The following is a 24392-nucleotide window of genomic DNA, read 5'->3' on the forward strand; positions in this document are numbered from 1 at the left end:
CCCTTCCCGGTTAACGATCGTTAACAACGCCGATGTTAATGGCCGTTAACAACTCTAGTCTAGACTGGGCCCATGACGTCCAGACCCGCCGCCCCGGCGACCGCCCCGCAGCCCCCGGGCGCCACGGCGGCGCAGGACGGGCCGCCGAACCCGCGCCGGGCCGAGATCCTCGGCGCGGCGGCGGAGCTGTTCGCGCTGCGCGGCTACCACGGGGCGTCGATCGGGGAGCTGGGCCGGGCGGTCGGGCTCACCGGGCCCGCCGTCTACCGGCACTTCAGCGGCAAGGAGGCCGTCCTCGCCGAGATGCTGCTCGACATCAGCGAGCGCCTCCTCGCCGAGGGCACGCGCCGCGCCGCCGTCCCCGATCCCGGACGCGCCCTCGACGCCCTGCTCCGCTGGCACATCGCGTTCGCGCTCGACAACCCGGCGCTGATCACCGTCCACGAGCGGGAACTCGACAACGTGCCCGAGCCGCAGCGGCACCGGGTCCGCCGGTTGCAGCGCGCCTACGTGGAGGAATGGGTCGGGGTGCTGCGGCGGCTGCGGCCCGGCGTCCCGGACGACCGGCTGCGCGCCGCCGTCCACGCCTGCTTCGGCCTCCTCAACTCCACCCCGCGCAGCGCCGCCGGGCAGGACCGCGCCGCCATGGACGATCTTCTGCACGCCATGGCCCGCTCGGCCCTGGAAAGCGTCCGCTGATCGGACGGAGCCCCGACGGGCGGTCAGGAAACCCGGTCGAACCGTAGTGGACGGCCCGTCCAGCCAGGGCTTGTGGAACGTCCATGACCTTGACTTTCCCTCCGCGACGCGGGTCAGATGGACGGTGGATCACCCGCCACAGGATCCACGGAGGTGTGCCGCATGGGCGTCGAGGGTGTCGGCTTCTACGAGATCGCTCGGAACCATCCCGACCGGCCCGCCGTGCTCGCCCCCGGCGTGCCGGTGTCCTACGGCGAACTGCACGCCGAGGTGAACCGGCTGTCGAACGCGCTGGACGATCTCGGGCTGCGGCCTGGCGACACCCTCGCGACCGTCCTCGGCAACCGGGCCGCGTTCCTCACCGTCCTGCTGGCGGCGATGCAGTCGGGCCTCTACATCGTCCCGGTGAGCAGGCATCTGACCGGCTCTGAGATCGGCTACATCCTGCGCGACTGCGGCGCCAAGGTCGTCGTGACCGAGAGCGCGTTCGCCGAGGCCGTCGAGTGCGCGGCGGACGAGGCGGACGTCCCGGACGCGGGACGCGTCAGCGTCGACCCCGCCCCGGGGTACCGCCTGATGGCCGGGCTCTGCGCGTCCGGCAGCGCCCACCCGCCCGCCAAGCGGCAGATGGGTTCGATCATGCTCTACACGTCCGGGACGACCGGGCGGCCGAAGGGCGTGCGGCGGCCGTTGCTCGACATCACGCCGGAGATCCTCGCCGAGGTCATGCGGCAGACGCTGGTGCGCAACCTCGGGCTCGCCCCGGGCGACGACGTGCACCTAGCGATCGGACCGCTCTACCACTCCGCGCCCTGCGTCCACGCGATGATGGCGCTCTTCCTCGGGCACGCCGTCGTGGTCGCGTCGCGGTTCCGTCCCGAGCACACCCTCGCGCTGATCCAGCGCCACCGCGTCGCCAACACGTTCATGGTCCCGACGATGTTCCACCGCATGCTCGCCCTCCCCGAGGAGGTCAGGGAACGGTACGACCTGTCGTCGCTGCGCCAGGTGTTCCACAGCGCCGCGCCCATCCCGGTGGAGACCAAGCGGCGGATGATGGACTGGTGGGGGCCAGTCCTCTACGAGTACTACGGCTCCACCGAGAGCGGGCCCGTCACCGTCGCGTCCCCGGAGGAGTGGCTCGCCCACCCGGGGACGGTCGGCCGCCCGGTCGAGGGCGTCCAGATCAAGATCCTCGATCCGGACGGCGCGGAGCTGCCCACCGGCGAGACCGGCCTGATCTACGCGAGCGGGCACCCCGGGTTCGAGTACCACGGCGACCCGGCGCGGACCGCGTCCGCGATGCGCGGCGACTTCTACACGGCGGGCGACCTCGGCCGCGTCGACGCGGACGGCCTCCTCTACCTGGGCGACCGCCGCACCGACCTGATCATCTCCGGCGGGGTGAACATCTACCCGGCGGAGGTCGAGAACGTCCTGCTGCAGCATCCGGCGGTGGGGGACGCGGCGGTCATCGGCGTCCCGGACGACGAGTGGGGCCAGTGCGTCGTCGCGCTCGTCGAACCCGCCGAGGACGACCGTCCGGGCGGTCTCGACGAGCGGGCGCTGGAGGCCGAGCTGCTCGCGTTCTGCGCGCCGCGGCTCGCGCGGCTGAAGCATCCGCGGCGGGTGGAGTTCCGCGCGGCGCTGCCGCGGACGCCGTCCGGCAAGCTCAGCCGGAGCCGCCTCAGGGAGGATTACCTGCGCGACTGAGCCCGCGCACGCGGCGTCCCGAAGACATTGCCGCGACGGTCGAACGTCGCCGGGCGCGGCTGCGTACAACGGGACATGAAGGACCAGAAGGTCGCCCCGCTCGATGACGCCCCGACCCCCGCCGCCGCCCCGACGAAGACCGACCTTCCCGTCATCACCGACCCCGCCGCCTTCACCCCGCCGTCCGGGACTCCGTCCCCGGACGGCGACGGCACGCCCGAAGACGGCCGCGCCGGGATCGCACGCCTCGGTGATCCGGTGGCGGTCTGGCCGTGCGCCGGCTGCGGACGGCCCGTGCCGCAGCCGGTGCGCGGCGCCCGCACCGTCCGCTACTGCCAGGACGACGGCGGAGGATGCGAAAAGGCCGCGCGGGAGAGCCGCGAGCGCGGCCTCTCGGCTCCGGGACTGACCGGCCAGGTCGCCGTGACGTGGGAGATGGTCGAACGCCTGGAGGGCGCCGCCGACCGGCTCGCGGGCTCGCTGGCGTCCGAGCTGAGCGTCGCGGGCGTGGAGCGGCGGGTCTCCGACGCCCGCGCCGAGGCCGCCGGGCACGTCGCGGTCGCGCAGCGGGAGCGGGACGCGTCCGAGCGGCGCGCCGAGGCGGCGCTGCGGGAGACGTCCACCGCCCGCGCGCGGGCCGAGGCCGCCGAGCAGGAGGCCGCGTCCGCCCGCGCCGAGGCGGCCCGGCTCGCCGCCGAACTGGACGCCGCCCGCCGCGAGCGCCGGGACTCGCAGGACCAGGCCGACGCCGCGATCGCCTCCCGGCTCGCCGCCGAACGCGAGCGGGACCGCGTCGCGTCCCGCGAGGGCGAGCTGCTCGCCTCGCTGGAGAGCGCCCGCGCCGAGCTGGTCTCGCTGCACGGGCGGCTGTCGGAGGCGGACACCCTGGCCGAGGGCCAGCGGGTCGAGCTCGACGCGGCGAAGCGCACCGCCGACGACCTGCGCTCCGCCGTCCGCGACGCCGAGGCGAAGCGCGGCCAGGCCGTCGCCGACCGCGACCAGCTCCAGGCGCGGGCGCGGGAGTTCGAGCAGCACAACTGGCGGCTCTCCCGGACGGCGGACGAGCTGCGAGCCGCCGTGCGGGCGCTCACCGCGGAACGCGACGCGGCCCGCGCCGAGGCCGACCGCGCCCGCCGCCGGGTGGACGCGCTCACCGCCCCGGTGGACGGACGCCGTCCGGACGCGCCCCGTCCGCCCGTCGACCGGGAGCCGCCCACCGGACTGCACGCCCTGCCCCCGCTGAACGGCTCGCCGCTGAGCGGCGGCGACCCCCTGGCCACCGACCCGCGCGCCAACGTCTACGGCGCCGCGCCGCCGCGCAACGGACGTCACCTTCCGCACGCCGGGTGAGCCGTCACACCGCCTCTTCCGTCACACCGCCTTTCCGCCACATCGCTTTCTGTCACACCGTCACACCGGAGATGACCCCACAGGTTGGAGGTGAGGCCCCTTTCCCCACTGCACTGGCCCTGAGACCGGCCGTCGTACCGCACCGGGGTGGTACGGCGGCCGGTGCGCGTGTCAGCGTCCCTCCAGGACGTTCGTGTAGTCGAGCGCGCCCGCGTGGACGGCGGCGCGCACCGCCCGTGCGATCCGCGACCCCCATTCGGAGCGGGGCCCGGCGAACGGCTCCGCCGCGCCGCCGCCCGTCGTCGCGGCGACGCAGACGGCGTCCGACGCGGTGCCGGTGCACGGGTAGCCCGCTTCGAGCAGCGCCTGCGTCTTCGCCTCCGTGACGGTGATCACGGCGTTCACCAGCGCCGCGTCGTTCAGCGGGACGGGCACGGCGACGACGATGTTGACCGTGCCAGGCGTCCAGGGCCGCGACTCGTCCAACTGGATCGGCGCCAGCTCGGGATCGACGGCCCCTTCGGGAGCCGCGGCCCAGGTCGGGACGCGGAGCCCCACCGTCGCCGACACCCGCACCCCGTTGTCGTCGCGCCGCACGGTCCGGGACACCGACGCCGCCGTCAGCATCCCGACGCCCGGCCCGTCGAGGCCGTGCGCGGCGGCGAGCTCGGTCAGGTGGACGGCCGGGTCCATGCGCGAGTAGACCCCGGCGACCTGCGCGTTCAGCACCCAGCGGGCCGGTCCGATGCCGCCGCCGAGCAGCGCGGACGAGATCATCCGGTGCCCGTCCCCGGCGCGCCACAGCGTCGCGGCGAGCCGCGTCCCGTCCTCCTCGCGCCACACCGTCTCCAGGTTCACGGGCGCTCCAGCGACAGGATCGGCCGCCCGCCCGGGCCGGGCGCGACGTGCACCCGCGCGTCGAAGTGCTCCTCGACCGCCTCGCGCGTGAGGACCTCCTCCGGCGAGCCCGCCGCCGCCACCTCCCCGGACGACAGGAGGACCAGGTCGTCGGCGTACTGCCCGGCCAGCGTCAGGTCGTGGATGGTGGTCACGACGGTCAGCCCGTCGGACAGGCGGAGCTGGTCGACCAGCTCCATGACCTGCTGCTGGTGGCCGATGTCGAGCGCGGTCGTCGGCTCGTCCAGGAGGAGGACGCGGGTCTGCTGCGCCAGCGCCCGCGCGAGCACCGCGCGCTGCCGCTCCCCGCCCGACAGGTGCTCCAGCGGACGGGACGCGAACCGCGTCAGGTCCAGCCGGTCGAGGACCTCTGCGGTGATGGCCCGGTCGCGCGCGCTCTCGCGGCCGAGGTGCGGGATGTAGGGGGAGCGGCCGAGGAGGGTGTAGTCGAAGACCGTCATCCCCGCCGGGACGCTCGGGCTCTGCGGCGCGTACGCGATCAGCCGGGCGCGCTGCCTCGGCTTGAGCCCCGCCAGCGCGGCCCCCGCCACCGTGATCTCGCCATGGGACGGCACCAGACCGAGCACGGCGCGCAGCAGGGTCGACTTCCCGGCCCCGTTGGGCCCGATGATCGCCGTCCACGAGCCCGCCGGGACGGTCAGCGACACCCCTTTCAGCACGGGCCGCCCGCCGAGCGCGACGTCCAGCCCGTTCACCTCGACCGTCACCGCTCCTCCACCCGGCCCGCAGGTCGGCCGCCGGGCCTCATGTGTCCACGCGCCTGCGGACCGCGCGCAGGACGATCACGAAGAACGGCCCGCCGACGAACGCCGTGACGACGCCGAGCGGCAGCTCGCCCGGCTCGATCACGGTACGCGCCACGAGGTCCGCCACCTCCAGGAACGCGGCCCCGCCGAGCAGCGACAGCGGCAGGACGATCCGGTACGAACCGCCTGCCAGGCGTCGCACGACGTGCGGCACGACGATCCCCACGAACCCGATCAGGCCGCTGATCGCCACCGCGCACGCCGTCGCCAGCGACGCCGCGACCAGCACCGTCAGCCGGACCCGCGCCGCCGACAGGCCGAGCGACGCCGCCTCCTCGTCGCCGACGCTCAGCACGTCCAGCAGGCGGCCGTGCGCCAGCAAAACGATCGTCGAGACCAGCGCGTACGGGGCGACGAGCCCGAGTTGGTGCCAGTCCGCCGACCCGACCCCGCCGAGGATCCACGTGAAGATCCGCTGCAACTCCTCCGCCTTGAGCTGCTGGACGAACGTCTGCACCGCCGCCAGGAACGACGACACCGCGACCCCGGCCAGGACGAGCGTCGCCGTCCCGTCGCCGCCGCGTCCGGCCGTGTTGCCCAGCGCGTACGCGAGGGCGACCCCGCAGACCGCGCCGACGAACGCGGCGAGCGGCACCCCGTAGCCCGGGTCGCCCGGCACCAGGACGATCACCATCGTCGCGCCGACGCCCGCCCCGGCCGCCGCGCCGAGCAGGTACGGGTCGGCGAGCGGGTTGCGGAACACGCCCTGGTAGCCCGCGCCCGCGATGGCGAGCATCCCGCCGACCAGCGCCGCCATCAGCGCCCGGGGCACGCGCAGCTCGAACAGCACGTTCTCGTCGATCACGCCGAGCCCCGAGTCGACGTGCACGAACGGGATGCGGTCGGCCAGCGCTTTCAAGACGCCGTCCACGGGCAGGTCGGCCGAGCCGACCAGCATTCCGGCCAGCAGGGTGGCGGCGAAGATCACCGTCGTCACGACGAGCGCGAGGGGCCGCAGCCTGGCCCGCCCTTCGAGGTCCGGCCTCGGGCGGGCGAACGGCCTTCGCGCTCGCCGGCGCGTCGTCTGCCGTTCGGCCGTCGTTGGCACGTTCCGGGCCGGACGGACGTCCGGGGACGTCCCGGCGTCCGGATGGCCGGTCGGGTCGTCCCCCGGCCGCCGGTCCCGGGTGCTCACGGCCGCACGTCCGTCGGGGGAGTGGTCACCGGACCGTCACTGGACCCGCTGGACGGCGTCGCCGATGGCCTTGACGAACTCGGGCAGGCGCGGCCCCCAGCGGGAGGCGATGTCGTCGTCCAGCTCGACAACGCCCTTGTTCTTGACGGCGTCCAGCACCGACCAGCCGGGACGCTTGGCGAGCGCGTCGCCGTTCTGCCCGCAGCACTTGGTGTCGGCGAGGAAGATCAGCTTCGGGTCCTCCTTGAGGACGTACTCGCGGGAGAGGTGCGGGTAGCCGCCGCTCGCCTTGTCCGCCTCGTCGGCGATGTTGCGGAGGCCGAACAGCCCGTACACCTGCCCGACGAACGTGCTGGACGTAACCGAATGCAGCTGGTTGTCGAGCTCGTGGTAGTAGGTGAGGCCCTTCGCCTTGGACGACGCCGCGACGGTCTGCTCGATGGTGGTGCGCATCCCGGTCACGACCTTGGTCGCCTCTGCGGTGTGGCCGGTCGCCCGCCCGAGGTCGTTGATCTCGTCGTAGACCTCGTCCAGCTTGGACGCCGCCGGTTCGAACAGCACCGGGACCTTCACCTTCTCCAGTGCCTTGACGATGCCGTTCAGGTCGTCCGACACGACGACGAGGTCCGGCTTGTACGCGATGACCGCCTCGGCGTTGGGCTTGAACCCGGACAGCTTCGTGCGCGGCGCGCTCGGCGGATGGTTGGAGTAGTCGTCGACGGCCACCACCTGCTTGCCGGCGCCGATCGCGAAGAGCGTCTCGGTGTGCGTGGGGGAGAGCGACACGATGCGCTTCGGGTTCGCCGGGACGGTCACCGCGCCGTTCGCGGCCTGGACGGTGACGGTCTTCCCGCCGTCCCCGCCCGTTTCGGAACCGTCGTCGCCACCGCCACACGCGCCGGCGGCCAAGACGGCGCCGATCGCCATCACCGCGACGAAGGAACGCACGGGTCTCACAGGAGCCTCCTGGCTGCAGGGAAGCCGCGGCCCGCCCATGACGGATCGCCCTTCCACGAGGTCGAGAATCGTCGGCGCGCGGGAGGCGACCTGGCTCGGCCCGTCCGAGAGGCGTCTCGGGGAAGGGCATCACAGTTGCGGGACAGCGCCGGGATCACACCGGACTTCGCTCCCAACGCGCAGCACCGTAACGGTATCAGCCGTCGAATCCGGATCTTTCGCCCATAGGGTGACCGTGTGGAGTGAGCACTCACTTCGCGCTTGACGGAGTGAGCACTCACTCCGTAGCGTTGCCGGTATGGAGACGAAGGGCCGTCGGCGCGCTCCCGGGATGACGCCCGAGCAGCGCCGCGAAATGATCGTCCGCACCGCGTTGCCGCTGGTCGCCGAGCATGGGACGGCGGTCACCACCGGCCAGATCGCCCGCGCCGCCGGAATCGGGGAGGCGACGATCTTCCGCGTCTTCGCCGACAAGGATGAACTCCTGGACGCCTGCGTCGCCGCGGCGGTACGCACCGACCACGTCCTGGCCGAACTCGCGTCGATACCCATGGACCAGCCGCTTCCTGCCCGCCTCATCGAGGCCGGGGCCGCCATCGAGGCGTACCTCACCCGCATGGGCATGGTCATCGGCGCCCTCCACGCGACGGGCCGCCGCGGCCGCCGCCTCCCTCCCGAGCCCGTCCCGAAGGCTTCTGCCCAGCCGGATCCTGCCGGTACTGGTGGGGCCGGCGCCGGTGAAACCGATGAGCACGCTGGTCGCTGGCAGAGCCGCGAAACCGCCATGAACCGCACCCGTGACGCGCTCGCCGAACTCTTCGAACCCGAACGCGATCGCCTGCGTTTGCCCGTCGACCAGATGGCTTCGCTGTTCATGGGGTTCGCGTTCAGCCGGGGCCGTTCCCCCGCCGGGCCGGACGTGCCGAACCCGTCCATGGAGGACTACGTGGACGTCTTTCTGAACGGCGCTCTCAAAGACGAGGAAGGGGCCACCAAGTGACGATCACCCTCAACCACACCATCGTGACGGCCGCCGACAACGACGAGGCCGCCCGGTTCTTCGCCTCGGTCATGGGCCTGAAATACGCGGGTCCGCATCCACATGCACGCCATTTCGTGCCGATCCAGGTGAACGACTCCCTCACCCTGGACTTCCTGACCGTCGCCCACCCGCAGGGCCACCACCTGGCCTTCGACGTGGACACCGTCACCTTCGACTCCGTGGTCGAGCGCCTCGACGCCCGCGAGATCCCCTACGGCGACGAACCGGCCCACGCCGACAACGGCCGCATAGACACGAACCATCCACTCGGCGGTCGCGGCCTCTATTTCTCCGACTCCAGCGGCAACCTGTACGAACTGATTTCACCCTGACCCCAGCCGCATGAGTGCGCCTCGTCGCGCGGCGCGTAGCACCCGTAGGCGCTCAGCCCGCGAGACGCCGGTCGAGCGACCCCTCACCCTGGGAATGACCCTCAACCGGGTCACCCCTCCCTCGGCCGGTTCCATAGGCAGGTAGGCGATTGGCACCGTTATTCAGCGGGTGCCGCTCACGCTTCAGCGTTCCCGATGGACGTTTCCGCCCCAGTTTCGCCGTGTTTCGTCCGGCGGGCGCTCGTGTCGCCCCCATCCGGTTCCTCCTCGCGAGGCGCATACTGCCGCGCGAGCCTCCGGTCATTCTCGGCCCACCTGCGGTGGCGCGCCGCCGACGGCAGATGGAGCTCGGCCTCTTCGGGATGGGCGGACGCCATGTCCTCCAGCAATCTGGCCGCCCTGTCATGCGCCAGCGCCGAGGACACCATCGCCTGCCGCGCGTACACCCCGGTCTCGGGCCAAGGCTCCGCGGACGTCCCGTCACCCGCAGGACCATCCGGCAACCGCGTCTGACGGATCTCGGTCGTCCGACCCTCGTCCGCTCTCACCCGGATCGCGGGGTCATCGCTGCCCATCCCAGCCAATCCGACGTCCAAGCCCGTCGCCCCACCAGCTCTCCAGCCACATGTACCTACCTACCCAGCCCCACTTCGTTCCGCACACCGGACCACCCACCCGTGCCTCCGCCCGATCCAGCAGTGTCAGCAACCGCTTGGTTACTCGAACTGCCGCTTGCGAACCGCCGGAGAAACATGCGCAACCGTTGACGCCGGGCACGCGGCGTCCAGCACACTGGCACCATGACGATCTTGTTCGTGGACGGCTGGCTGGGCCCGGACCCCGGTGACTGGCAGGAGTTGTGGACGCGGAAACTGCCCGGATCTCGCAGGGTGGAACAGGACGACTGGCAGCTCGCCGAGCGCAACAAGTGGGTCGCACGGCTCGACGAAGCGATCACCGCCTGCACGGAACCCCCTGTGCTCGTCGCTCACAGCCTCGGCTGCCCGACTGTGGCCCACTGGGTAGCGGACCACCCTCACCGGACGGTCCGCGCCGCCCTAATGGTCACCCCGGCCGACGTGGAACGTAACATCACCCCCGAGATCACAGGTTTCGCGCCCATTCCTCAACTCCCCTTTCCTTTCCCCACGGTCGTCGCGGCAAGCCGAAACGACCATTGGATGACACCGGACCGCGCGGCGGCCTTCGCCAAGTCCTGGAACGCGCGCCTAGTCGACGTAGGCGAAGTAGGCCACCTAACCATCACCGAAGGCTATGGCCCATGGCCCAAAGGCGAACAACTCCTGACCGACCTCCTAAACGCCACTACCCCCTAATCCCGCCTAATGCCCCCCACCCCAACTAACTCCGCAACCAAAAAGGAACCCTCACCCGCATCGTCACGGTGACCCGCCTTCACCTGCCCACGAGTTGCCCGCCTCTACCTGGACGTGTGCTTCTTCCATCCATTCGCCGACGGCAACGCCCGATCCGCGATGCTGGCGTTCGCGCTCGTGCCGGCAAAGAACAACCTCGTGCTGGCAAAGCACGCCATCGTGCTCGACGAAGTCGGCCCGGTCGCGCAGGTGCAACATCCCGCCGACGACCTGGCAGGCGCGGCGGGATTCACCCACGTGGGGGTAATCCTGACCGAAGGAACGCAGCGGCACTTCACCCAAGACCGTCGCCCCGCCACGTCCCTACGCTGAAGCTGCCCAAGACCCGCCGTTGCCGGTGCCGCAGTCCGTCCCCGCCCCACAGCCGTCATACCGACGCCAGTAGTCGAGGGACCCGCCCAAAGCCGGATATCGTGCCGCCGTGACCGGAACCGAGCAGCGACAGCGTCCGCTGCTCTTCCTCGACGTCGACGGCCCCCTCATCCCCTTCGGATCAACGCCCGAGGAGCATCCGACCTACCAGACGTTCTCGTCGCCCCGCATCGAAGAAAATCCGCTGGTGTCCCGGATCAATCCCCAGCACGGGAAACGGCTGATGGAGTTCGACTGCGATCTGGTCTGGGCCACCAGTTGGAGGGATGACGCGAACGAGTACATCGCGCCGCGCCTCGGGCTACCTCGGCTGTCGATGGTGACCTGGCCGGACGCGCCCGCGATCGAGGAGCAGGACGCGCGCAACGGCCTGCACTGGAAAACCCGCACCCTCGTCACCTGGGCAGCAGGACGCTCCTTCGCCTGGCTCGATGACGAGATCACCGACAATGACCGCGCCTGGGTGTCCGCGCACCACCCCGGCCTGGCTCTCCTACATCGAGTCAACCCGAAGCGTGGCCTCACCCAGGCCGACTATCACGCGATCGAGGAATGGCTACAAAAGATTGATCCTCCCCTCACCAAGTCCTTACGACTACCCAGGTATCCTGAAAACCAGGGATGATGAGGAGAGTGGAAGACGATCAGCCCCTAGCCGCGTTCCTGGCGACAGTGAACATCGGTGACACCCTCTCCGGAACCGTCGCCGAGGTCACGCGAGCGGAAGCATCCGTACTCCTCGATGGCTTCGCCGTCGATCCGGTCGGCATAATCGGCCCGCTTGACCTTTCCTGGCGATCTTTCCGACGATCTGCGGCTGACCTCCTCCATGTCGGCACCCGGGTCACCGCCGCAGTTATCGCCATAGACCCGTCGAGACGGAAGGTGATGCTTTCCCGCTCAGCCACCGAGAATCCACACCTCTGGGCCTTCCTCAAAGCGCTGCGCCCGGAAGAGCACTTGTCCGGCACCGTAGCGGCCATCGAGCGCTTCGGCGTCTTCATAGACCTGGACGACGGGCCGAAACATCCGACCTTTCCCGGCGTCGGCCTCATAACCATGCCCGAGTTGTCCTGGCGCAGATTCGAGGACCCATCCGAGATCATCTCCATAGGACAGCGGGTCACCTGCCAATTTCTAGCCTTCGACACCTCCAACGGCGAAGCCCGCCTGTCGCTGCGTGCCACCCAACCCGACCCGTTCCAGCAGTTCGCCAGCGATGTTCAGGTAGGACAGATCCTTCACGGCTCAATCACCAAACTGGTGCCCTTCGGAGCATTCGCCCATGTCGGGGATGGCATCGAAGGTCTGATCCACCTCAGCCAACTATCGTCGTCGCCAATCGAGACACCAGACCAGGCCGTCCAAGTCGGCGACAAGATCACCGTAACCGTCACCGAGATCGACCTACCCCGACGCCGCCTCACCTTGTCACGCCACCACTGACCCACCCCCTCGATCTGGACCTTCTCAATGCCGCCAATCGGCAGCCACAACCAACAGCGTCCACCCAGCCACACCCCTCGCAGCATCTTCGAGAAGGACATCGGCGGCCCGACCACCGCCTGCAGTTGCGGAAGCCAGTGCCATGCCCCGCCTGGCAAACGTTGGTGGTGCTCACCGACAGACCGACGAACGGAAACTCCCGCATCCCGAAGCCGCGGTTACGCATAAGAGCGTCCAGGACGGTCGCGGTGGGGCCCAAGCCTGCCGAACGCGAGCCCACCTAACCCCGGGTGCCGCGCCCTCAACTGGCGTATCGAGGACCATCCCCCCAGTTCCGACCGACGATCGAGAAACGGGTTCGGGCACGCTGAGGAAGCCGTGAGACCCATTCAGATCGGACGCATCGGTGCCGGGTGGCGCTTCCGTCGCCGCTGCAACCCTAAGCTCGGCCACCCGCCGGAGGAGAGCGTGGACCAACGGGTCCGGCCGTCCTAAGGACGTGATCTGACGGGTCCGACATCCCCTGGAGGCGGTGCGCCCTAAGCGGATCCGGGTTCCCTTGGAGGGCAGTGCGAGCTATCGGGTCTGACTGCGCCTGGCGGGTGGCGCGAGCCGTCGGGTTCGGTCACCTCCGGAAGGGCGTGATCCCTCGGGTTCGGTCAGCTCTGGAGGGGGCCTGACCCGTCGGGTTCGGTCAGCTCCTGATGACGGCGCGAGCCGACGCGTCCGGCCGTCTCTGGAGGGGGCGTGATCCGTCGGCTCCGATCGGTTTCAGAGGGTGGGGTGATCTGACGGGTTCGATCGGCTCCGGAGGGTGGGGCGATCTGACGGGTTCGATCCGCTCTGGAGGGTGGCGTGATCTGACGGGTCGGTGCTCCTTCGAGAGCGGTGCGCTGACGAGGTCGGCGGGCCTGTCGGGCGGCGGTGCGGGCCGTAACGGGTGCGGCACGAGACGATCAAGACATTGACTGATCGACAAAGCCGATTAACCCTTGGCACAACTGACCGGTCAGTGTCCCCTCCCCTCACTCTCATCAGGAGACCGGATGCTGTCGCGGGTGATGTCCCGCGCGGTGGCCGCCCTGGTCGTCCTCGTCGTGCTCGTCGGTGTGCCCCTGCACACCGACGCGTTCGGCGCGGGCGCCTCGGCGAGACACAACGCGCAGGCCAAGAACATTCCAGCGCCCCAGAGCTACTTCGGCTTCGCCATGGGCACGACCGGCAGGCTCGCCGGATTCGACAAGATCAAGCAGTACTTCCGCCTCATCGCCGACCGTTCGGACCGGGTGACCTACCAGGTCGCCGACAAGACCACGATGGGCAACGACTACCCGGTCCTGTTCGTGAGCTCGCCGCGAAACCTGCGCAACCTCGGGCAGATCGTCCGGGACAACCAGCGGCTCGCCGATCCGCGCGGAATCTCCGAGCAGGAGGCCCGCAGGCTGTCGCAGCGGAGCAAGCCGGTCTACCTCATGGAAGGCACTCTGCACTCCACCGAAGTCGGCAACACGCAGGCGCTGGTGGACATCGTGCACCGTTTCGCCACCGAAGACTCCGACTACACCGAGACCGTGCTGGACAACGCGGTTCTAATGATCATCCCGTCCGGAAACCCGGATGGCCAGCACCTCGTGGTCGACCATTTCAACAAGACCGCAGGAACCGCCTACGACCGGGTGTACCCGGACCTCTACCACCGGTACATCGGGCACGACGACAACCGTGACTGGTTCATGTTCACTCAGCGGGAGACTCGTACGCGGGTCCGGCTGGAGCAGACGTACCGTCCGGTCGTCGGGCACTACATGCACCAGGCCGGAACCGGCGGACCGCGACTGTGGACGGCCCCGTACGACGAGCCGCTCGGCAGCGGGGTGGACCCGATCACCATCCAGTCCGCGACCTCGCAGGGCCAGCAGGCCGCGCGTGCGCTGACCGCCGAGGGCAAGAAGGGCGTCGGCACCGACGACGCCTACGGCATCTTCTGGAACGCCGACGTCATGGGCTTCTCGACATTCCTCGGAACGTCGCTGTTCCTCACCGAGATCGCCGCGGCGAAGGACCTCGCCTACCCGTTCACCTCCTCCGACGGCAAACCGCTCGGTCCGCAGAACCGGACCATGAGGATGCTCCAGCCGTACGACAAGAACACCTGGACGCTGGAGCAGATCGTCGCGTACGCCGAGACCGCCGCCTACGCGGGAATCGAGAACGTCGCGAAGAATCCCGAGTCCTTCCTGTTCAACAACCTGTACCAGACGTCGCGCAACGCGGTCGCGTTGCCGGACGTCGAACCGGGGACGCCGAACGCCTACGTGATTCCGGCCGGGCAACGCGACCCGTTCGCGGCCCTGGAGATGATGCGGATCTTCGAGTTCGGACGGGTCGAGATCGACCAGGCCACGGCCCCGTTCAGCGCGGCCGGCAAGACCTACCCCGCCGGGTCGTACGTGCTCCGCACCCGGCAGCCGCTCGGCCGCTGGATCGACCAGCTTCTGAAGATCGACAAGTACCCGGAGCAGGCGGCGCGCAAATGCGGCCAATGCCCGCTGATCATGCCGTACAGCGAGACCACCGACAATCTCGGCCTGCTGCTCGGCGTCGACGTCGACCCGGTCAAGGACGCCTTCAACGCGCCTTTGCAGCGAGTTCGACGGGTTCTGCCGCAGCAGGTGCGGATGCCGGCAACGCCACGCGGTGCGTACCTGGTCGCACCGGAGTCGTACGGCGTCGCGCACGTGCTTTCCCGCCTGCAGAAGGCCAAGGTGCCGACGTTCCGGTCCGCCGAGGAGTTCAAAGCGGGCGGACGGGCGTTCGCGCCGGGCACGGTCGTGGTCCCGCCGACTGCGGCGGCCCGGCAGGTGCTGCAGGGCGTGTCGGTCGACACCGGCCTTCCGGTGTACGGGACGGATGAGCTGCCCAAGGTGGACGGCTTCACCCTCAAGCCCGGAACCAAGGTCGGGCTGATCCGTGGCGCGAACAACATGCCCGGCGGCTGGATGATGTGGATGTTCGACCAGTACGGCATCGACTACAAGGTCGTCTCCGCCGACGACTACGGCGACCTCGCCGGGAAGTACGACACGATCGTGCTTGCAGACGGAGTCTCCAAGAACACCATCGTCAAGGGCCTCGACCCCGCGAAGAACCCCCCGGAGTTCGCGTGGGCGCGTGGCGTCGGTGAGCAGGGCTGGGCGAAACTGGCGGACTACGTCTCCGGCGGCGGCAACCTCGTCGCGATCGGCGGCGCGTCGGAGACGGCGCGGCAGCTCCTCAAACTGCCGGTCGAGAACGCGACACCGTCCGATCCGGCGAAGCTCAACGCGCCTGGCGCGTTGCTGCGTGCGTCGTACGACCCGAAGGTGCCGGCGGCCTGGGGCATGCCGGAGTCGGGCGCGGTCTGGTTCAACCAGGACGCGGCCTACAAGGTCACCGGAGATGCTCAGGTGGCGTCCCGGTACCCCGGTGAAGGCGACCTGCTGGCCAGCGGGTACGCGCATGGAACGGCGTCCCTGAACGGCCTCGCCAACGTGGCGACGTTCGAGGTCGGCAAGGGGCACGCCACAATCGCGGGCAGCGAGATCACCTTCCGGAGTTGGCCGCGTCAGACCTGGCCGATCGTCATCAACTCGATCTATCAGGGCCCGTCGAAGCCGACCCGACCCGGTACGGACGAAAGGAACTGACCCAGCGATCGCGGCCGGCGGGATACACAGCCCCGCCGGCCGCGATCGCCCCTTCCGTCCGCGACCACGACCCGACCATGCGTCGGTGGACATTCCGCTGCCATCGCCGTCCTTGACTGTCACCTTCACCATGCCGCCTCCCCGTAAGTGACCTACTTCGCTGGCTTGGGCCGCCGCCGGGTCGATGTTCAACGACAGCGATCAGCGTCGCCTTTCACAGGCCGTCCATGGCGTCGGCCACGACCCGAGACAATCACGCCTCGGCGGATCTTCAGCCGGGAGCGAGATCATCTTGGCGGCATGCGGTTCGCTGACCTGCGGTGATTCAGAGTTATCCACATTTCCCCGCGGTCTTCCGGGGCGGAGGCCGGGGCGAGCATCATCGTTCCCATGAACGGAATCAGCCTTACCTGGAGCCGAACTGCCGGCGATTCGATCATTCCTATCGGGGACGGTGTCTACTTCGTCCCGATCAAAGGAGCATCGCTGGCCGCGCGAGCCGCAGCACTCAGCAACCTGTTGCCTGATCAGGTCGTGGTAGCACGACGCACTGCCGCCTGGATCTGGGGCCTCGACGTTTTACCGCCGGGAGCGAAAGAGGCTGATTGGGACGTCGAACTCATAACCCCCAGCACCTCCGGAGACCCGCCGGCACCGATTACCGCCGATAACGTGCAACTTCCCGAGTGCCATGTCGAGGAGCAATCGGGTGTGCGCCTCACCTCCCTGCCCCGAACGGCCTTGGACTGTGCCCGTTGGCTTCCCCGCTACGAAGCGGTGGCGGCACTCGACCAGTTCCTTAGGCGTGATGTAGAGACCGACGAACTCATGGCAATGGCCCGAGCGCTCCCGGGATATCGAGGCAACAAGAGGCTGCGACAGGTCATCCGTCTCGGTGATCGCGGGGCGGCGTCCCCTGGCGAGAGTTGGATCCGCGTCGCAGTCGTGAGCGCCGGTTTCCCCCGTCCGCGCGCCCAGATACCTGTAAGGAGCTCAGCCGATCGGTGCGCGTACGTCGACCTCGGATATCCGGAGTTCCGCGTCGGACTCGAATACGACGGCGAACGCCATCACACGGGTGCCACGGCCCGAGCACATGACGCGCGGCGTCGAGCCTGGCTGACCCAGGAGATGGGATGGGAAATCCTTCCCGTCACCAAAGACTTCCGCTACAAGCCGGCACCCTATCTGGAGGCGCTTCTGACCGCACTGCTTCAGCGAGGCTGGACGCCAAACGATTCCACGATGAACCGCATATCCGCCCGATTGGCTGCACTGGATCGCCGACAGTGGAGGTAAACGCAGGCGGAAGAGTCGAGCAGAGATTCCAGTGAGAATCAACTGCCGGTCTATCGATCTGCCGGGCCTTAGATGTCGAAGGTGGTGATACTGGACGCGACCCGCCTGTGCTGAATTGGGGTTATACGTTCCGCGCGGCTAGCATGCCTCTGGCGCGCAAGCGAAAGATATGAGGAGTTGAGCATTGGCGACGGCGGTGGCAACTACTCGCGATCTAGGAGGTTCACCAAGCGTTTCGGTGCAATGAGTCGGTAACTCTCCTCGATGAGTTCTGCCAACTCATCCCAGTCTTGCTCTACGTCGAGGCGCGCGCCTACCCAGCCTTTGCTGCCGACATACTTTGGGACAAAGAAGCGTTCAGGGCTTTCTGCTATGAGGGCTTCTTGTACGCCGGGGCCAGCTTTGAAAGTCATGTAGAGGCCGTCCTCGCTGGTCATTACGAACAGCTTGTCCCGGACACGGAAAGAAGGTGCGGTGTGCCCGCCGAACGATTTTTCGACCACCTCTGGCAACTCTAGGCAGGCTTCTCGTATCCGAGCCATCGTGTCCAGGTCGTTCATTCCAACTCCTGAGTAGCTGCGATCTGAGGGAGGGTTTGATTGTGTAGGTGATTGTGCCCTCGCGTCGTGGGTGACAACGGTGCAGGTCACCATGCTGGCGAGCACCATACCCTGCTGCAATGCGCTGATCCGCGCGGCGGACGTCACGCTCTTGGTCGAACGTGCCACCGACATGCTCACCTTGCCGGGCCTGCCCCTGCCAGCACGGGTGCTTCCCGCCTGACCTATCGCCCGCCGCGACTCATAACGCAGCCTCCGGCGGAGGGCTACTTGTCGGGCGTCGCCTGGGACTGGCGGTGGGCGTGATGGCGCGTACCCATGTGCTCCGTTGTCCGGCAAGAGTGGAACGGGCTAGTGGGCAGTGGAATGGGATGAACCAGGCGGAGATGGCCAGACTGAGGCGATCTGGGTGATGTGGGTGGGCTGGGTCAGGTCACCTGGGTGAGGTCACCGGGGCGGGTTTGCCTAGGCGTGGTGCCTCCAGGCGGTGACCCGAGCGGGGGCTTGGGTGGGTGTCCGGGGCGGGCGTCCTGGGTGGGAGACCCGAGTGGGAGACCTGGGTGGGAGACCTGAGTGGGGATGTCCTTGGTGGCGCGCCTGGGTGCGTGACCTGCCTGGTTGGAGTGATCTGAGCGGGGTGGTCTGGGGGGGTCGCCCCTGAATGTGGACACCGATCTCAGGCAGCGGTAGCCAGGCTACCTGCGATTTAGGGGCGGTGCCGTCCCCGGCTGGAACCGCACACCCACGATCGTGGTGTGCGCCGGAAGGACCTCGATCTCCGGACCGGTCAGCGGACCGACCAGCTGAGGACGGCCACCGATCGGAAAGTGGATCTCGACCCCGCCTGTGGGCAGGTGCCGTTGTACGTACGCCGCCTCACCCGTGTGCTGGATCCAGACCGTCCGCACCACCCCCGCCAATTTCGGCAAGGGCGGACGCTCAACGTAAGACTCCACTACGTCATCTTCGCACTGCAGCGCCCGAGCGGCATCGAGGTCAAGGCCGTCCGGCCGTTGACGAGGCCGGCCGCCACCCCTCGACGCCGCCCCGTCGTGCCGGACCAAATAGAGACGGCCCGACACGACTCACTGTAGTCAGAATGCGTCGAGTACGACGACTGGGATTTCTCGCGTTGTGCGCCGTTCGAACTCGGCGAAGAGCGGGTTGAGTTCTTTTTGCCTCGACCAGATCCTTTCGCGCTCGGCTCCCTCGGCGACACGGGCGAGGACGTCGATCGTCTGGTTTCCCACTTCAATGGTCACTCTGGGATGGGTGCGAAGGTTGTGGTACCAGTTTGGATGAGCGGGTGCGGCGTCGTTGGAGCCGAACACGGCGAAACTGGTGTCATCGAGCCGCTGGTACGTCATTGGGTTGGTCCGCTGCGCGCCTGTCTTGGCGCCCACATGGTGGAGCAGGAGCAACGGCATCCCTTCGAACATGCCCCCGACTTTGCCGTCCCGTGCTCTGAATTCCTTGATGACCTGGCTGTTCTGGGCGTCCAGTTCGTGCTTGTCCATGTCGATTCCCCCTGCGGAGTGGGCCGAAGCGTGGTGGGGTTTCAAGCGGCGGAAAGGCCCGCGAACATGCCTCCGTCGACGACGATCTCCGCTCCGGTGATGTAGGCGGCGGAAGGGGAGGCCAGGAAGGCGACCGTGCGGGCCACTTCGTCATCGGACCCGATGCGGCCCAGCGGCACACGGGACGCCATGTCCGCCCGGAAGCCGTCGACCGCTTCCGGGGGCAGTCCTTGCTTGCTCAGGGCGGGGGTGTCTATGGGCCCGGGGCTGATGGTGTTGACCCGGATACCCCGAGGGGCGAGCTCGATCGCCAGCGCCCGTGCCAGCGCCAGCAAGGCACCCTTGGTCGCGCTGTAGACCGACCAGTCGGGAAAGGCGCGCGTGGCGATGCGTGAACTACTGAAAAGCACGCTGCTCTCCGCGCCGAGCATGGGCAGGACACGCTGCAGGGTGAAGAACTGTCCTTTGACGTTGACATCGAAGTGCTCGTCGTAGAACGCCGTGTCGACGGCTTCGAGCGGCGCGGATCGCGCCACGGCCGCGTTGAGGAACACCAGGTCCAGTTTTCCGAATCGGTCTTCGACCTCGGCGGCGAGGGTGTGGGCATCGGCGGGGCGGCGGGCGTCGGCGCGCCGGACGATGACACCGTCGCCCATTGTCTTCTCGGCGGCGGCCAGGGTGTCGGGGTTTTGGCCGGTGACGACCACGGCGAACCCTTCATCGCGCAACACACGGGCCGTGGCCAGGCCGATACCGGTCGTACCGCCGGTGATGAGCGCGACCGGACGGGATGTTGCTCGGGCCATTTCGCTCTCCTTGGTTTCTTGATCGCCAGATAATGCGGTTGGGCTGCAGGATGGTGTTCAGGCGCTCGCGGCCAGGCCGCCGTCCACCAGAAGGTTCACCCCGGTGATGAAGCCGGCCGCGGGCGAGGCCAGGAAGGCGACCGTGCGGGCCACGTCCTCGTCGGTGCCGATGCGGCCCAGCGGTATCCGGGACGCCATGTCCGTCCGGAATCCGTCGAGCGCACCGGTCGGCAGGCCGAGCTTGCCGAAGGCGGGCGTGTCCACCGGGCCCGGGCCGATGGCGTTGACGCGGATGCCCCGGGGTGCCAGCTCGACCGCCAGGGTGCGGGCCAGGGAGACCAAAGCCCCCTTCGTGGCGCTGTAGACCGACCAGTTGGCCTGGCCGAGTTCCGCCCCCAGCGCACTGTTGAAGATCACCGCGCTACCGCGGCCGAGCAGGGGAAGCACATGCTGGAGCGTGAAGAGCTGTCCTTTGACGTTGACGTCGAAGTGCTCGTCGTAGAACGCCTCGTCGAGGATCTCGATCGGCGCGAACCGGCCGATGCCCGCGTTGAGGAACACCAGGTCCAGTTTGCCGAACCGATCCTTGACCTCGGTGGCGAGGGCGTGGCCGTCCTCGGGGCGGCGGGCATCGGCGCGCCGGACGATGACACCGTCGCCCAGTGTCTTTTCAGCGGCGGCCAGGGTGTCGGGGTTCTGGCCGGTGACGACCACGGCGAACCCTTCATCGCGCAACACACGGGCCGTGGCCAGGCCGATACCGGTGGTGCCACCGGTGATGAGAGCGGTGCGGGGCGAGCTGGCTGTGGTCACGTCGATACTCCATGGTTCGGTTGCCGGTGAGATACCGCCTGTGGCCGGGCAGGGAACAGTCATCCCGCACGGACTGGACGGATTCGTCCACTGTAATCGGACTGGACGGATCCGTCCAATTCGATTACAGTGGCGACCATGGCTCACGAACCGACCACCGACCGCGGGCGGCGCAGCCGCGACCGGATCGTCGAGGCGGCCGACGCGCTGATCGACGACCAGGGCGTCAGAGGCGCGGGCGTCGACCGGATCATCGCCCGGGCCCGGGTGAGCAAGAGCCAGCTGTACCACTTCTTCTCCGGCAAGGACGACCTGGTCCGTGCCGTGATCGCGGACCGCTTCGAGCGTGTGCTGGACGCGCAGATGTCCATGCTCACCGACCTCGGCAGCTGGGCGGGGATCCGCCGCTGGCTCGACATGTTCGTCACCGAGAACCAGGTGCACGACCTTCCCGGGTGCCCCATCGGCACCCTCGCCGGCGAGCTCGCCGCCCGCGACGAAGCGGCCCGAGCCGACCTCGCCGGCTGTTTCTCGACGTGGGAGCAGTATCTGGTGAAGGGCCTGGAGAGCATGCGAGCACGCGGTCAGCTCGTCCCGGACGCCGACCCCGAGCAACTGGCCACGGTGGTATTCGCCGGTCTCCAAGGCGGGCTGCTTCTCGCCAAGACCCACAAAAACATCGAACCGCTCCGCATCGCCCTCGACGCCGCGTTCGCCCACCTGCGCTCGTTCCGAGCCCAAGCCGAGCATCCCCAAGAACACACCTGACGGGCGCGGGTGAACCGCCGACCTTCCGCTTACTGCTCACGTTCCGGACGCCCGGCACCCGATGGCCCGCTGATCGAGCCCACCTCACGGGTCTCGAACCGACCGGGGGATCAGCCCTTGATGTGGGCCAGCAGGGCCAGGAAGGCGTCCCGGTCAAGAGTGATATGTCCGGCGTTGAGGTGTTTGCTGTCGCGGATGCCGACGCCCTCGGGCAAAGCGTTCGCCCCTGAATGTGGACACCGATCTCAGGCAGCGGTAGCGAGGCTACCTGCGATTTTCTCGTAGTTGATTGGTGACATCTGGCCGAGTGCCGAGTGGCGGCGCCGGGTGTTGTATCTCGTGATCCACCCGAACACGGCCAGGCGGGCGTCGCGGGCCGAGGTTCATCGGTGCGCGCCTTGCAGCGTCTCGCGCTTCAGCGTGGCGTTGAAGGCCTCGGCGGCGGCGTTGTCGGCGCTCGTGCCGACCGCGCCGCGGGAACGGGTGACGCCCAGGCGGCGGCATGCCTCCTCGAACTCCTGACTGCAGTACTGCGCGCCGTTGTCGCTATGGAAGATCGCCCCGGCCAGGGTGCCGCCGCGGGTGCGGGCGGCGGCATCGAGTGCGTCCACGACGAGTTCGGTGCGCATGTGGTCGGCGATCGACCAGCCCGCCAGCCGGCGTGATCCCAGGTCCAGGACCGTGGCGAGGTAGAGGAACTTCCCGTCCCCGATCGGCAGATACGTGATGTCGCCGACGTACTTGTGGTTCGGCTGCTCGGCGGTGAAGTCGCGCCGCAGCAGGTCCGGGACCGGCGTCGCCGATGGCTCGGGCACGGTGGTGCGGACCTTCTTGCGCAGGTGCAGCCCGACGATGCCGCGTTCGCGCATCACCCGGGCGACCCGCTTGTGGTTCACCCGCAGCCCCTGGTCGTGCAGCTCGGCGGTCACCCGAGGGGACCCGTACGTGCCGTTCTCGGCCTGGTGGATCTTCCGGATCTTCGCCGCCAGGTCGTCGTCGGCCTTGCGGCGGGCCAGCCGGGCCGGGGCGGCGGCCAGCCACCGGTAGAACGACGACCGAGCAATCTCCAGCACCCGGCACAGCCGCTTCACGCCGTAGGCGTGCTTGTGGTCCTCAACGAACTCGAAACGGCTCACCAGTTCGTCTCGCCCGCGAAAAACTTCGCGGCTTTCCGCAGGATGTCGCGTCCAGCTCCAGCTCCTCGATCCGGGCCTTGAGCTGCTTGTTCTCCTCTTCCAACACGTCCGGCGAGGCTACCTGGCCCCCAGCAGCCGACTTGCCGGCCCTGCGCGGCGCGAGGCCCGCGGTGCCGTTACGCTGCGCTGTCAGCACCCACTCCCGCAGCGTCGCCCGGTTGATCCTCAGATCCTCAGCGACCCGCTTGTAGGTCTTGGACGGGTCCGACAGATACAAGGCCACGGCGTCGGCCTTGAACTCCTCCGGGTAATTCTTCAAAGCCATCAGCGACATCTCTTCCCCTGGACCTCAAGATCCAGTCTCCAAGGTGTCCACATTCAGGGGTGAGGTCCCAGGGGGGTTAGTGGGTCTCTTTCACTTCTGCTTCTTCGTCCTCTTCTTTCTGGGGTCCGGGCCCGTTGGGTCTGGGCGCTTACGGCTGGGACGGTGCTCTGGAGGGGGCGTTCTCGCTCTATCGCGTGGCGGGACTGGTTCCGGCGTGAGGTCGTCCTGGAGTCTGGCGGTGCCTGCCCGACGACCGGCCGCGCCTGGACCGGCGCATGACGGGCTGCCGTAGGGATGGCAGGCGGATGAGTTGGGGTGGGGCGGGTTTGAGGTGGGGGAGTTGGGGTGGGAGTGATCGTGGGTTTGGGTGGCTTGGTGGGGGGTTGTGGGGTATACGGGGCGTAGTACCGGTTTCGCGGTGGGCGGTGGCCGCGGTGGATGGACGGAGCGGCGCATGACCGGCGGTACTGACGAGCGGGCACCGAAGGGGTTCGACACGAGCGTTCCGAATTCGGCGCGTGTCTGGAACTACTGGCTCGGCGGGAAGGATGGTTATCCGGTCGACCGTGAGGCGGGGGAGCAGTACAGGCAGCTCTATCCGGAGATCGTGGACGTGGCTCGCGCTGGACGTCGATTTCTCGCCAGGTCCGTGCGGTATCTGGCTGGCGCGGCGGGTGTTCGGCAGTTTCTGGACGTCGGGACAGGGCTGCCGACGCTGCAGAACACCCATGAGATCGCGCAGGGCGTGGCACCCGAATGCCGGGTCGTTTACGTCGACAACGACCCTCTGGTGTTGACCCATGCGCGGGCCCTGCTCGCCAGTTCACCGGAGGGGGTGACCGACTTCGTCGATGCCGACATGCATCGGCCTGATGAGATCCTTCAGGCCGCGGCCACGGTGCTGGATTTCTCTCAGCCGGTCGGGTTGATGCTGATCGGCGTTCTCGGGCACGTCCAGGAATATGAGGACGCGCGGTCGATCGTGAAGCAGTTGTTGGACGGCCTTGTGCCTGGTAGTCACCTTGTCCTCGCGGACAGTGTCAGTGTGAGTGCGGCGCACAGGAAGGCCAACCAGCGATATCGGGATACCGGGGCCGTCCCCTATCTGCTTCGTTCGGAGGAGGAGATTCGGGGGTTCTTCGACGGGCTCGAATTGGTCGATCCCGGGTTCGTGCCGGTGACGCGATGGCGGTGCGGGCGCGAGCCCGCGGCCGCCGAGATCGGGATGCTCGGGGGCGTCGGGCTCAAGACACGCTGACTCTGCGGCGGATATCCGGTCCCAGGTCAGCGCGCCGGTTTACGCTGACCTGAACAT

General features: G+C 68.6%; 24 protein-coding genes and 1 pseudogene. 14 read left to right on the forward strand and 11 right to left on the reverse strand.

Annotation, left to right across the window (positions count from 1 at the left end):
• Window positions 1-72 precede the first annotated feature (72 nt).
• The 3 genes from FXF68_RS40240 (at window position 73) to FXF68_RS40250 (ending at window position 3762) form a co-directional block, all read left to right on the forward strand.
• Window positions 73-699 carry an SACE_7040 family transcriptional regulator gene (locus FXF68_RS40240; protein ID WP_148768080.1) on the forward strand — a complete coding sequence of 209 codons (627 nt, stop codon included), beginning with the start codon at window positions 73-75 and terminating at the stop codon, window positions 697-699.
• 162 nt (window positions 700-861) lie between these two features.
• On the forward strand, window positions 862-2412 hold the full coding sequence (locus tag FXF68_RS40245; protein ID WP_148768081.1) for an AMP-binding protein: 1551 nt from the start codon (window positions 862-864) through the stop codon (window positions 2410-2412).
• Window positions 2413-2487: 75 nt separating this feature from the next.
• Window positions 2488-3762 carry a coiled-coil domain-containing protein gene (locus FXF68_RS40250; RefSeq protein ID WP_148768082.1) on the forward strand — a complete coding sequence of 425 codons (1275 nt, stop codon included), beginning with the start codon at window positions 2488-2490 and terminating at the stop codon, window positions 3760-3762.
• A gap of 171 nt (window positions 3763-3933) precedes the next feature.
• Here FXF68_RS40250 and FXF68_RS40255 read toward each other — a convergent pair whose 3' ends face one another.
• The 4 genes from FXF68_RS40255 to FXF68_RS40270 form a co-directional block, all read right to left on the reverse strand.
• Window positions 3934-4614, reverse strand: a complete 681-nt coding sequence (locus FXF68_RS40255; protein WP_246179208.1) for an adenosylcobinamide amidohydrolase — start codon at window positions 4612-4614, stop codon at window positions 3934-3936.
• Between the two features lie 2 nt (window positions 4615-4616).
• Window positions 4617-5387 carry an ABC transporter ATP-binding protein gene (locus FXF68_RS40260; RefSeq protein ID WP_148768083.1) on the reverse strand — a complete coding sequence of 257 codons (771 nt, stop codon included), beginning with the start codon at window positions 5385-5387 and terminating at the stop codon, window positions 4617-4619.
• Between the two features lie 37 nt (window positions 5388-5424).
• Entirely contained in the window at window positions 5425-6444 is a 1020-nt protein-coding gene (locus FXF68_RS40265) for a FecCD family ABC transporter permease (RefSeq protein ID WP_246179209.1), read from the reverse strand.
• Between the two features lie 213 nt (window positions 6445-6657).
• Complete coding sequence (locus FXF68_RS40270) at window positions 6658-7578, reverse strand: ABC transporter substrate-binding protein (protein ID WP_222870329.1); 921 nt, start codon at window positions 7576-7578, stop codon at window positions 6658-6660.
• 298 nt (window positions 7579-7876) lie between these two features.
• On the opposite strand from FXF68_RS40270, the gene FXF68_RS40275 reads away from it, so the two are divergent.
• The 8 genes from FXF68_RS40275 to FXF68_RS40310 all read left to right on the forward strand — a co-directional run bounded on the left by FXF68_RS40275 (window position 7877) and on the right by FXF68_RS40310 (window position 17152).
• Window positions 7877-8578 carry a TetR/AcrR family transcriptional regulator gene (locus FXF68_RS40275; RefSeq protein WP_246179204.1) on the forward strand — a complete coding sequence of 234 codons (702 nt, stop codon included), beginning with the start codon at window positions 7877-7879 and terminating at the stop codon, window positions 8576-8578.
• Window positions 8575-8952, forward strand: coding sequence for a VOC family protein (locus tag FXF68_RS40280; protein WP_148768084.1), 378 nt, complete (start codon window positions 8575-8577; stop codon window positions 8950-8952). The genes FXF68_RS40275 and FXF68_RS40280 overlap by 4 nt, the downstream gene beginning before the upstream one ends.
• An 800-nt stretch (window positions 8953-9752) precedes the next feature.
• Window positions 9753-10289, forward strand: coding sequence for an RBBP9/YdeN family alpha/beta hydrolase (locus FXF68_RS40285; protein WP_148768085.1), 537 nt, complete (start codon window positions 9753-9755; stop codon window positions 10287-10289).
• 114 nt (window positions 10290-10403) lie between these two features.
• A complete protein-coding gene (locus FXF68_RS40290; RefSeq protein WP_222870330.1) occupies window positions 10404-10661 on the forward strand; it encodes a hypothetical protein in 258 nt (85 codons plus the stop codon).
• Between the two features lie 109 nt (window positions 10662-10770).
• Window positions 10771-11346: an HAD domain-containing protein gene (locus FXF68_RS40295; protein WP_148768087.1), complete on the forward strand. Its 576-nt coding sequence runs from the start codon at window positions 10771-10773 to the stop codon at window positions 11344-11346.
• Window positions 11346-12167: a S1 RNA-binding domain-containing protein gene (locus FXF68_RS40300; protein ID WP_148768128.1), complete on the forward strand. Its 822-nt coding sequence runs from the start codon at window positions 11346-11348 to the stop codon at window positions 12165-12167. Before FXF68_RS40295 ends, FXF68_RS40300 begins: the two co-directional genes overlap by 1 nt.
• A gap of 1046 nt (window positions 12168-13213) precedes the next feature.
• Window positions 13214-15853: a M14 family zinc carboxypeptidase gene (locus FXF68_RS40305; RefSeq protein WP_148768088.1), complete on the forward strand. Its 2640-nt coding sequence runs from the start codon at window positions 13214-13216 to the stop codon at window positions 15851-15853.
• A gap of 390 nt (window positions 15854-16243) precedes the next feature.
• Window positions 16244-17152, forward strand: coding sequence for a hypothetical protein (locus tag FXF68_RS40310; RefSeq protein ID WP_148768089.1), 909 nt, complete (start codon window positions 16244-16246; stop codon window positions 17150-17152).
• A gap of 203 nt (window positions 17153-17355) precedes the next feature.
• Here FXF68_RS40310 and FXF68_RS40315 read toward each other — a convergent pair whose 3' ends face one another.
• The gene (locus FXF68_RS40315) at window positions 17356-17712 is read right to left on the reverse strand and encodes an MmcQ/YjbR family DNA-binding protein (protein WP_148768090.1); all 357 of its coding nucleotides are present in this window, start codon (window positions 17710-17712) and stop codon (window positions 17356-17358) included.
• Between the two features lie 79 nt (window positions 17713-17791).
• Here FXF68_RS40315 and FXF68_RS42885 point away from each other — a divergent pair, with 79 nt between their 5' ends.
• The gene (locus FXF68_RS42885; RefSeq protein WP_187438362.1) at window positions 17792-17935 is read left to right on the forward strand and encodes a hypothetical protein; all 144 of its coding nucleotides are present in this window, start codon (window positions 17792-17794) and stop codon (window positions 17933-17935) included.
• 472 nt (window positions 17936-18407) lie between these two features.
• Here FXF68_RS42885 and FXF68_RS44890 read toward each other — a convergent pair whose 3' ends face one another.
• The 4 genes from FXF68_RS44890 to FXF68_RS40335 are packed head-to-tail and all read right to left on the reverse strand — an operon-like array spanning window position 18408 to window position 20848.
• Window positions 18408-18794 carry a DUF6597 domain-containing transcriptional factor gene (locus tag FXF68_RS44890; RefSeq protein ID WP_425458666.1) on the reverse strand — a complete coding sequence of 129 codons (387 nt, stop codon included), beginning with the start codon at window positions 18792-18794 and terminating at the stop codon, window positions 18408-18410.
• A 12-nt stretch (window positions 18795-18806) separates the two neighbouring features.
• Window positions 18807-19229 carry a nitroreductase family deazaflavin-dependent oxidoreductase gene (locus tag FXF68_RS40325; protein ID WP_222870331.1) on the reverse strand — a complete coding sequence of 141 codons (423 nt, stop codon included), beginning with the start codon at window positions 19227-19229 and terminating at the stop codon, window positions 18807-18809.
• Window positions 19230-19270: 41 nt separating this feature from the next.
• On the reverse strand, window positions 19271-20035 hold the full coding sequence (locus tag FXF68_RS40330) for an SDR family oxidoreductase (protein WP_148768091.1): 765 nt from the start codon (window positions 20033-20035) through the stop codon (window positions 19271-19273).
• A 57-nt stretch (window positions 20036-20092) separates the two neighbouring features.
• Window positions 20093-20848: an SDR family oxidoreductase gene (locus FXF68_RS40335; RefSeq protein ID WP_214617018.1), complete on the reverse strand. Its 756-nt coding sequence runs from the start codon at window positions 20846-20848 to the stop codon at window positions 20093-20095.
• Between the two features lie 138 nt (window positions 20849-20986).
• On the opposite strand from FXF68_RS40335, the gene FXF68_RS40340 reads away from it, so the two are divergent.
• Entirely contained in the window at window positions 20987-21616 is a 630-nt protein-coding gene (locus tag FXF68_RS40340) for a TetR/AcrR family transcriptional regulator (protein WP_148768093.1), read from the forward strand.
• Between the two features lie 110 nt (window positions 21617-21726).
• Here the strand turns inward: FXF68_RS40340 and FXF68_RS40345 are convergent, their stop codons facing one another.
• Window positions 21727-21831: a DUF397 domain-containing protein gene (locus FXF68_RS40345; RefSeq protein ID WP_148768094.1), complete on the reverse strand. Its 105-nt coding sequence runs from the start codon at window positions 21829-21831 to the stop codon at window positions 21727-21729.
• A gap of 30 nt (window positions 21832-21861) precedes the next feature.
• Window positions 21862-23077, reverse strand: a pseudogene (locus FXF68_RS40350) (IS3 family transposase).
• 454 nt (window positions 23078-23531) lie between these two features.
• Between FXF68_RS40350 and FXF68_RS40355 the strand changes: the two are divergent.
• Window positions 23532-24335 carry an SAM-dependent methyltransferase gene (locus FXF68_RS40355; protein WP_148768095.1) on the forward strand — a complete coding sequence of 268 codons (804 nt, stop codon included), beginning with the start codon at window positions 23532-23534 and terminating at the stop codon, window positions 24333-24335.
• The last annotated feature ends 57 nt before the right edge of the window (window positions 24336-24392 follow it).

This window comes from Actinomadura decatromicini (genome assembly GCF_008121305.1).
GTDB classification, from domain to species: domain Bacteria; phylum Actinomycetota; class Actinomycetes; order Streptosporangiales; family Streptosporangiaceae; genus Spirillospora; species Spirillospora syzygii.

Coding starts and splice junctions, on each gene's coding strand:
- FXF68_RS40240 (WP_148768080.1), top strand. CDS start 73: ATGACGTCCAGACCCGCCGCCCCGGCGACCGCCCCGCAGCCCCCGGGC.
- FXF68_RS40245 (WP_148768081.1), top strand. CDS start 862: ATGGGCGTCGAGGGTGTCGGCTTCTACGAGATCGCTCGGAACCATCCC.
- FXF68_RS40250 (WP_148768082.1), top strand. CDS start 2,488: ATGAAGGACCAGAAGGTCGCCCCGCTCGATGACGCCCCGACCCCCGCC.
- FXF68_RS40275 (WP_246179204.1), top strand. CDS start 7,877: ATGGAGACGAAGGGCCGTCGGCGCGCTCCCGGGATGACGCCCGAGCAG.
- FXF68_RS40285 (WP_148768085.1), top strand. CDS start 9,753: ATGACGATCTTGTTCGTGGACGGCTGGCTGGGCCCGGACCCCGGTGAC.
- FXF68_RS40300 (WP_148768128.1), top strand. CDS start 11,346: ATGAGGAGAGTGGAAGACGATCAGCCCCTAGCCGCGTTCCTGGCGACA.
- FXF68_RS40305 (WP_148768088.1), top strand. CDS start 13,214: ATGCTGTCGCGGGTGATGTCCCGCGCGGTGGCCGCCCTGGTCGTCCTC.
- FXF68_RS40310 (WP_148768089.1), top strand. CDS start 16,244: ATGAACGGAATCAGCCTTACCTGGAGCCGAACTGCCGGCGATTCGATC.
- FXF68_RS40315 (WP_148768090.1), bottom strand. CDS start 17,712: ATGAACGACCTGGACACGATGGCTCGGATACGAGAAGCCTGCCTAGAG.
- FXF68_RS40325 (WP_222870331.1), bottom strand. CDS start 19,229: ATGGACAAGCACGAACTGGACGCCCAGAACAGCCAGGTCATCAAGGAA.
- FXF68_RS40330 (WP_148768091.1), bottom strand. CDS start 20,035: ATGGCCCGAGCAACATCCCGTCCGGTCGCGCTCATCACCGGCGGTACG.
- FXF68_RS40340 (WP_148768093.1), top strand. CDS start 20,987: ATGGCTCACGAACCGACCACCGACCGCGGGCGGCGCAGCCGCGACCGG.
- FXF68_RS40355 (WP_148768095.1), top strand. CDS start 23,532: ATGACCGGCGGTACTGACGAGCGGGCACCGAAGGGGTTCGACACGAGC.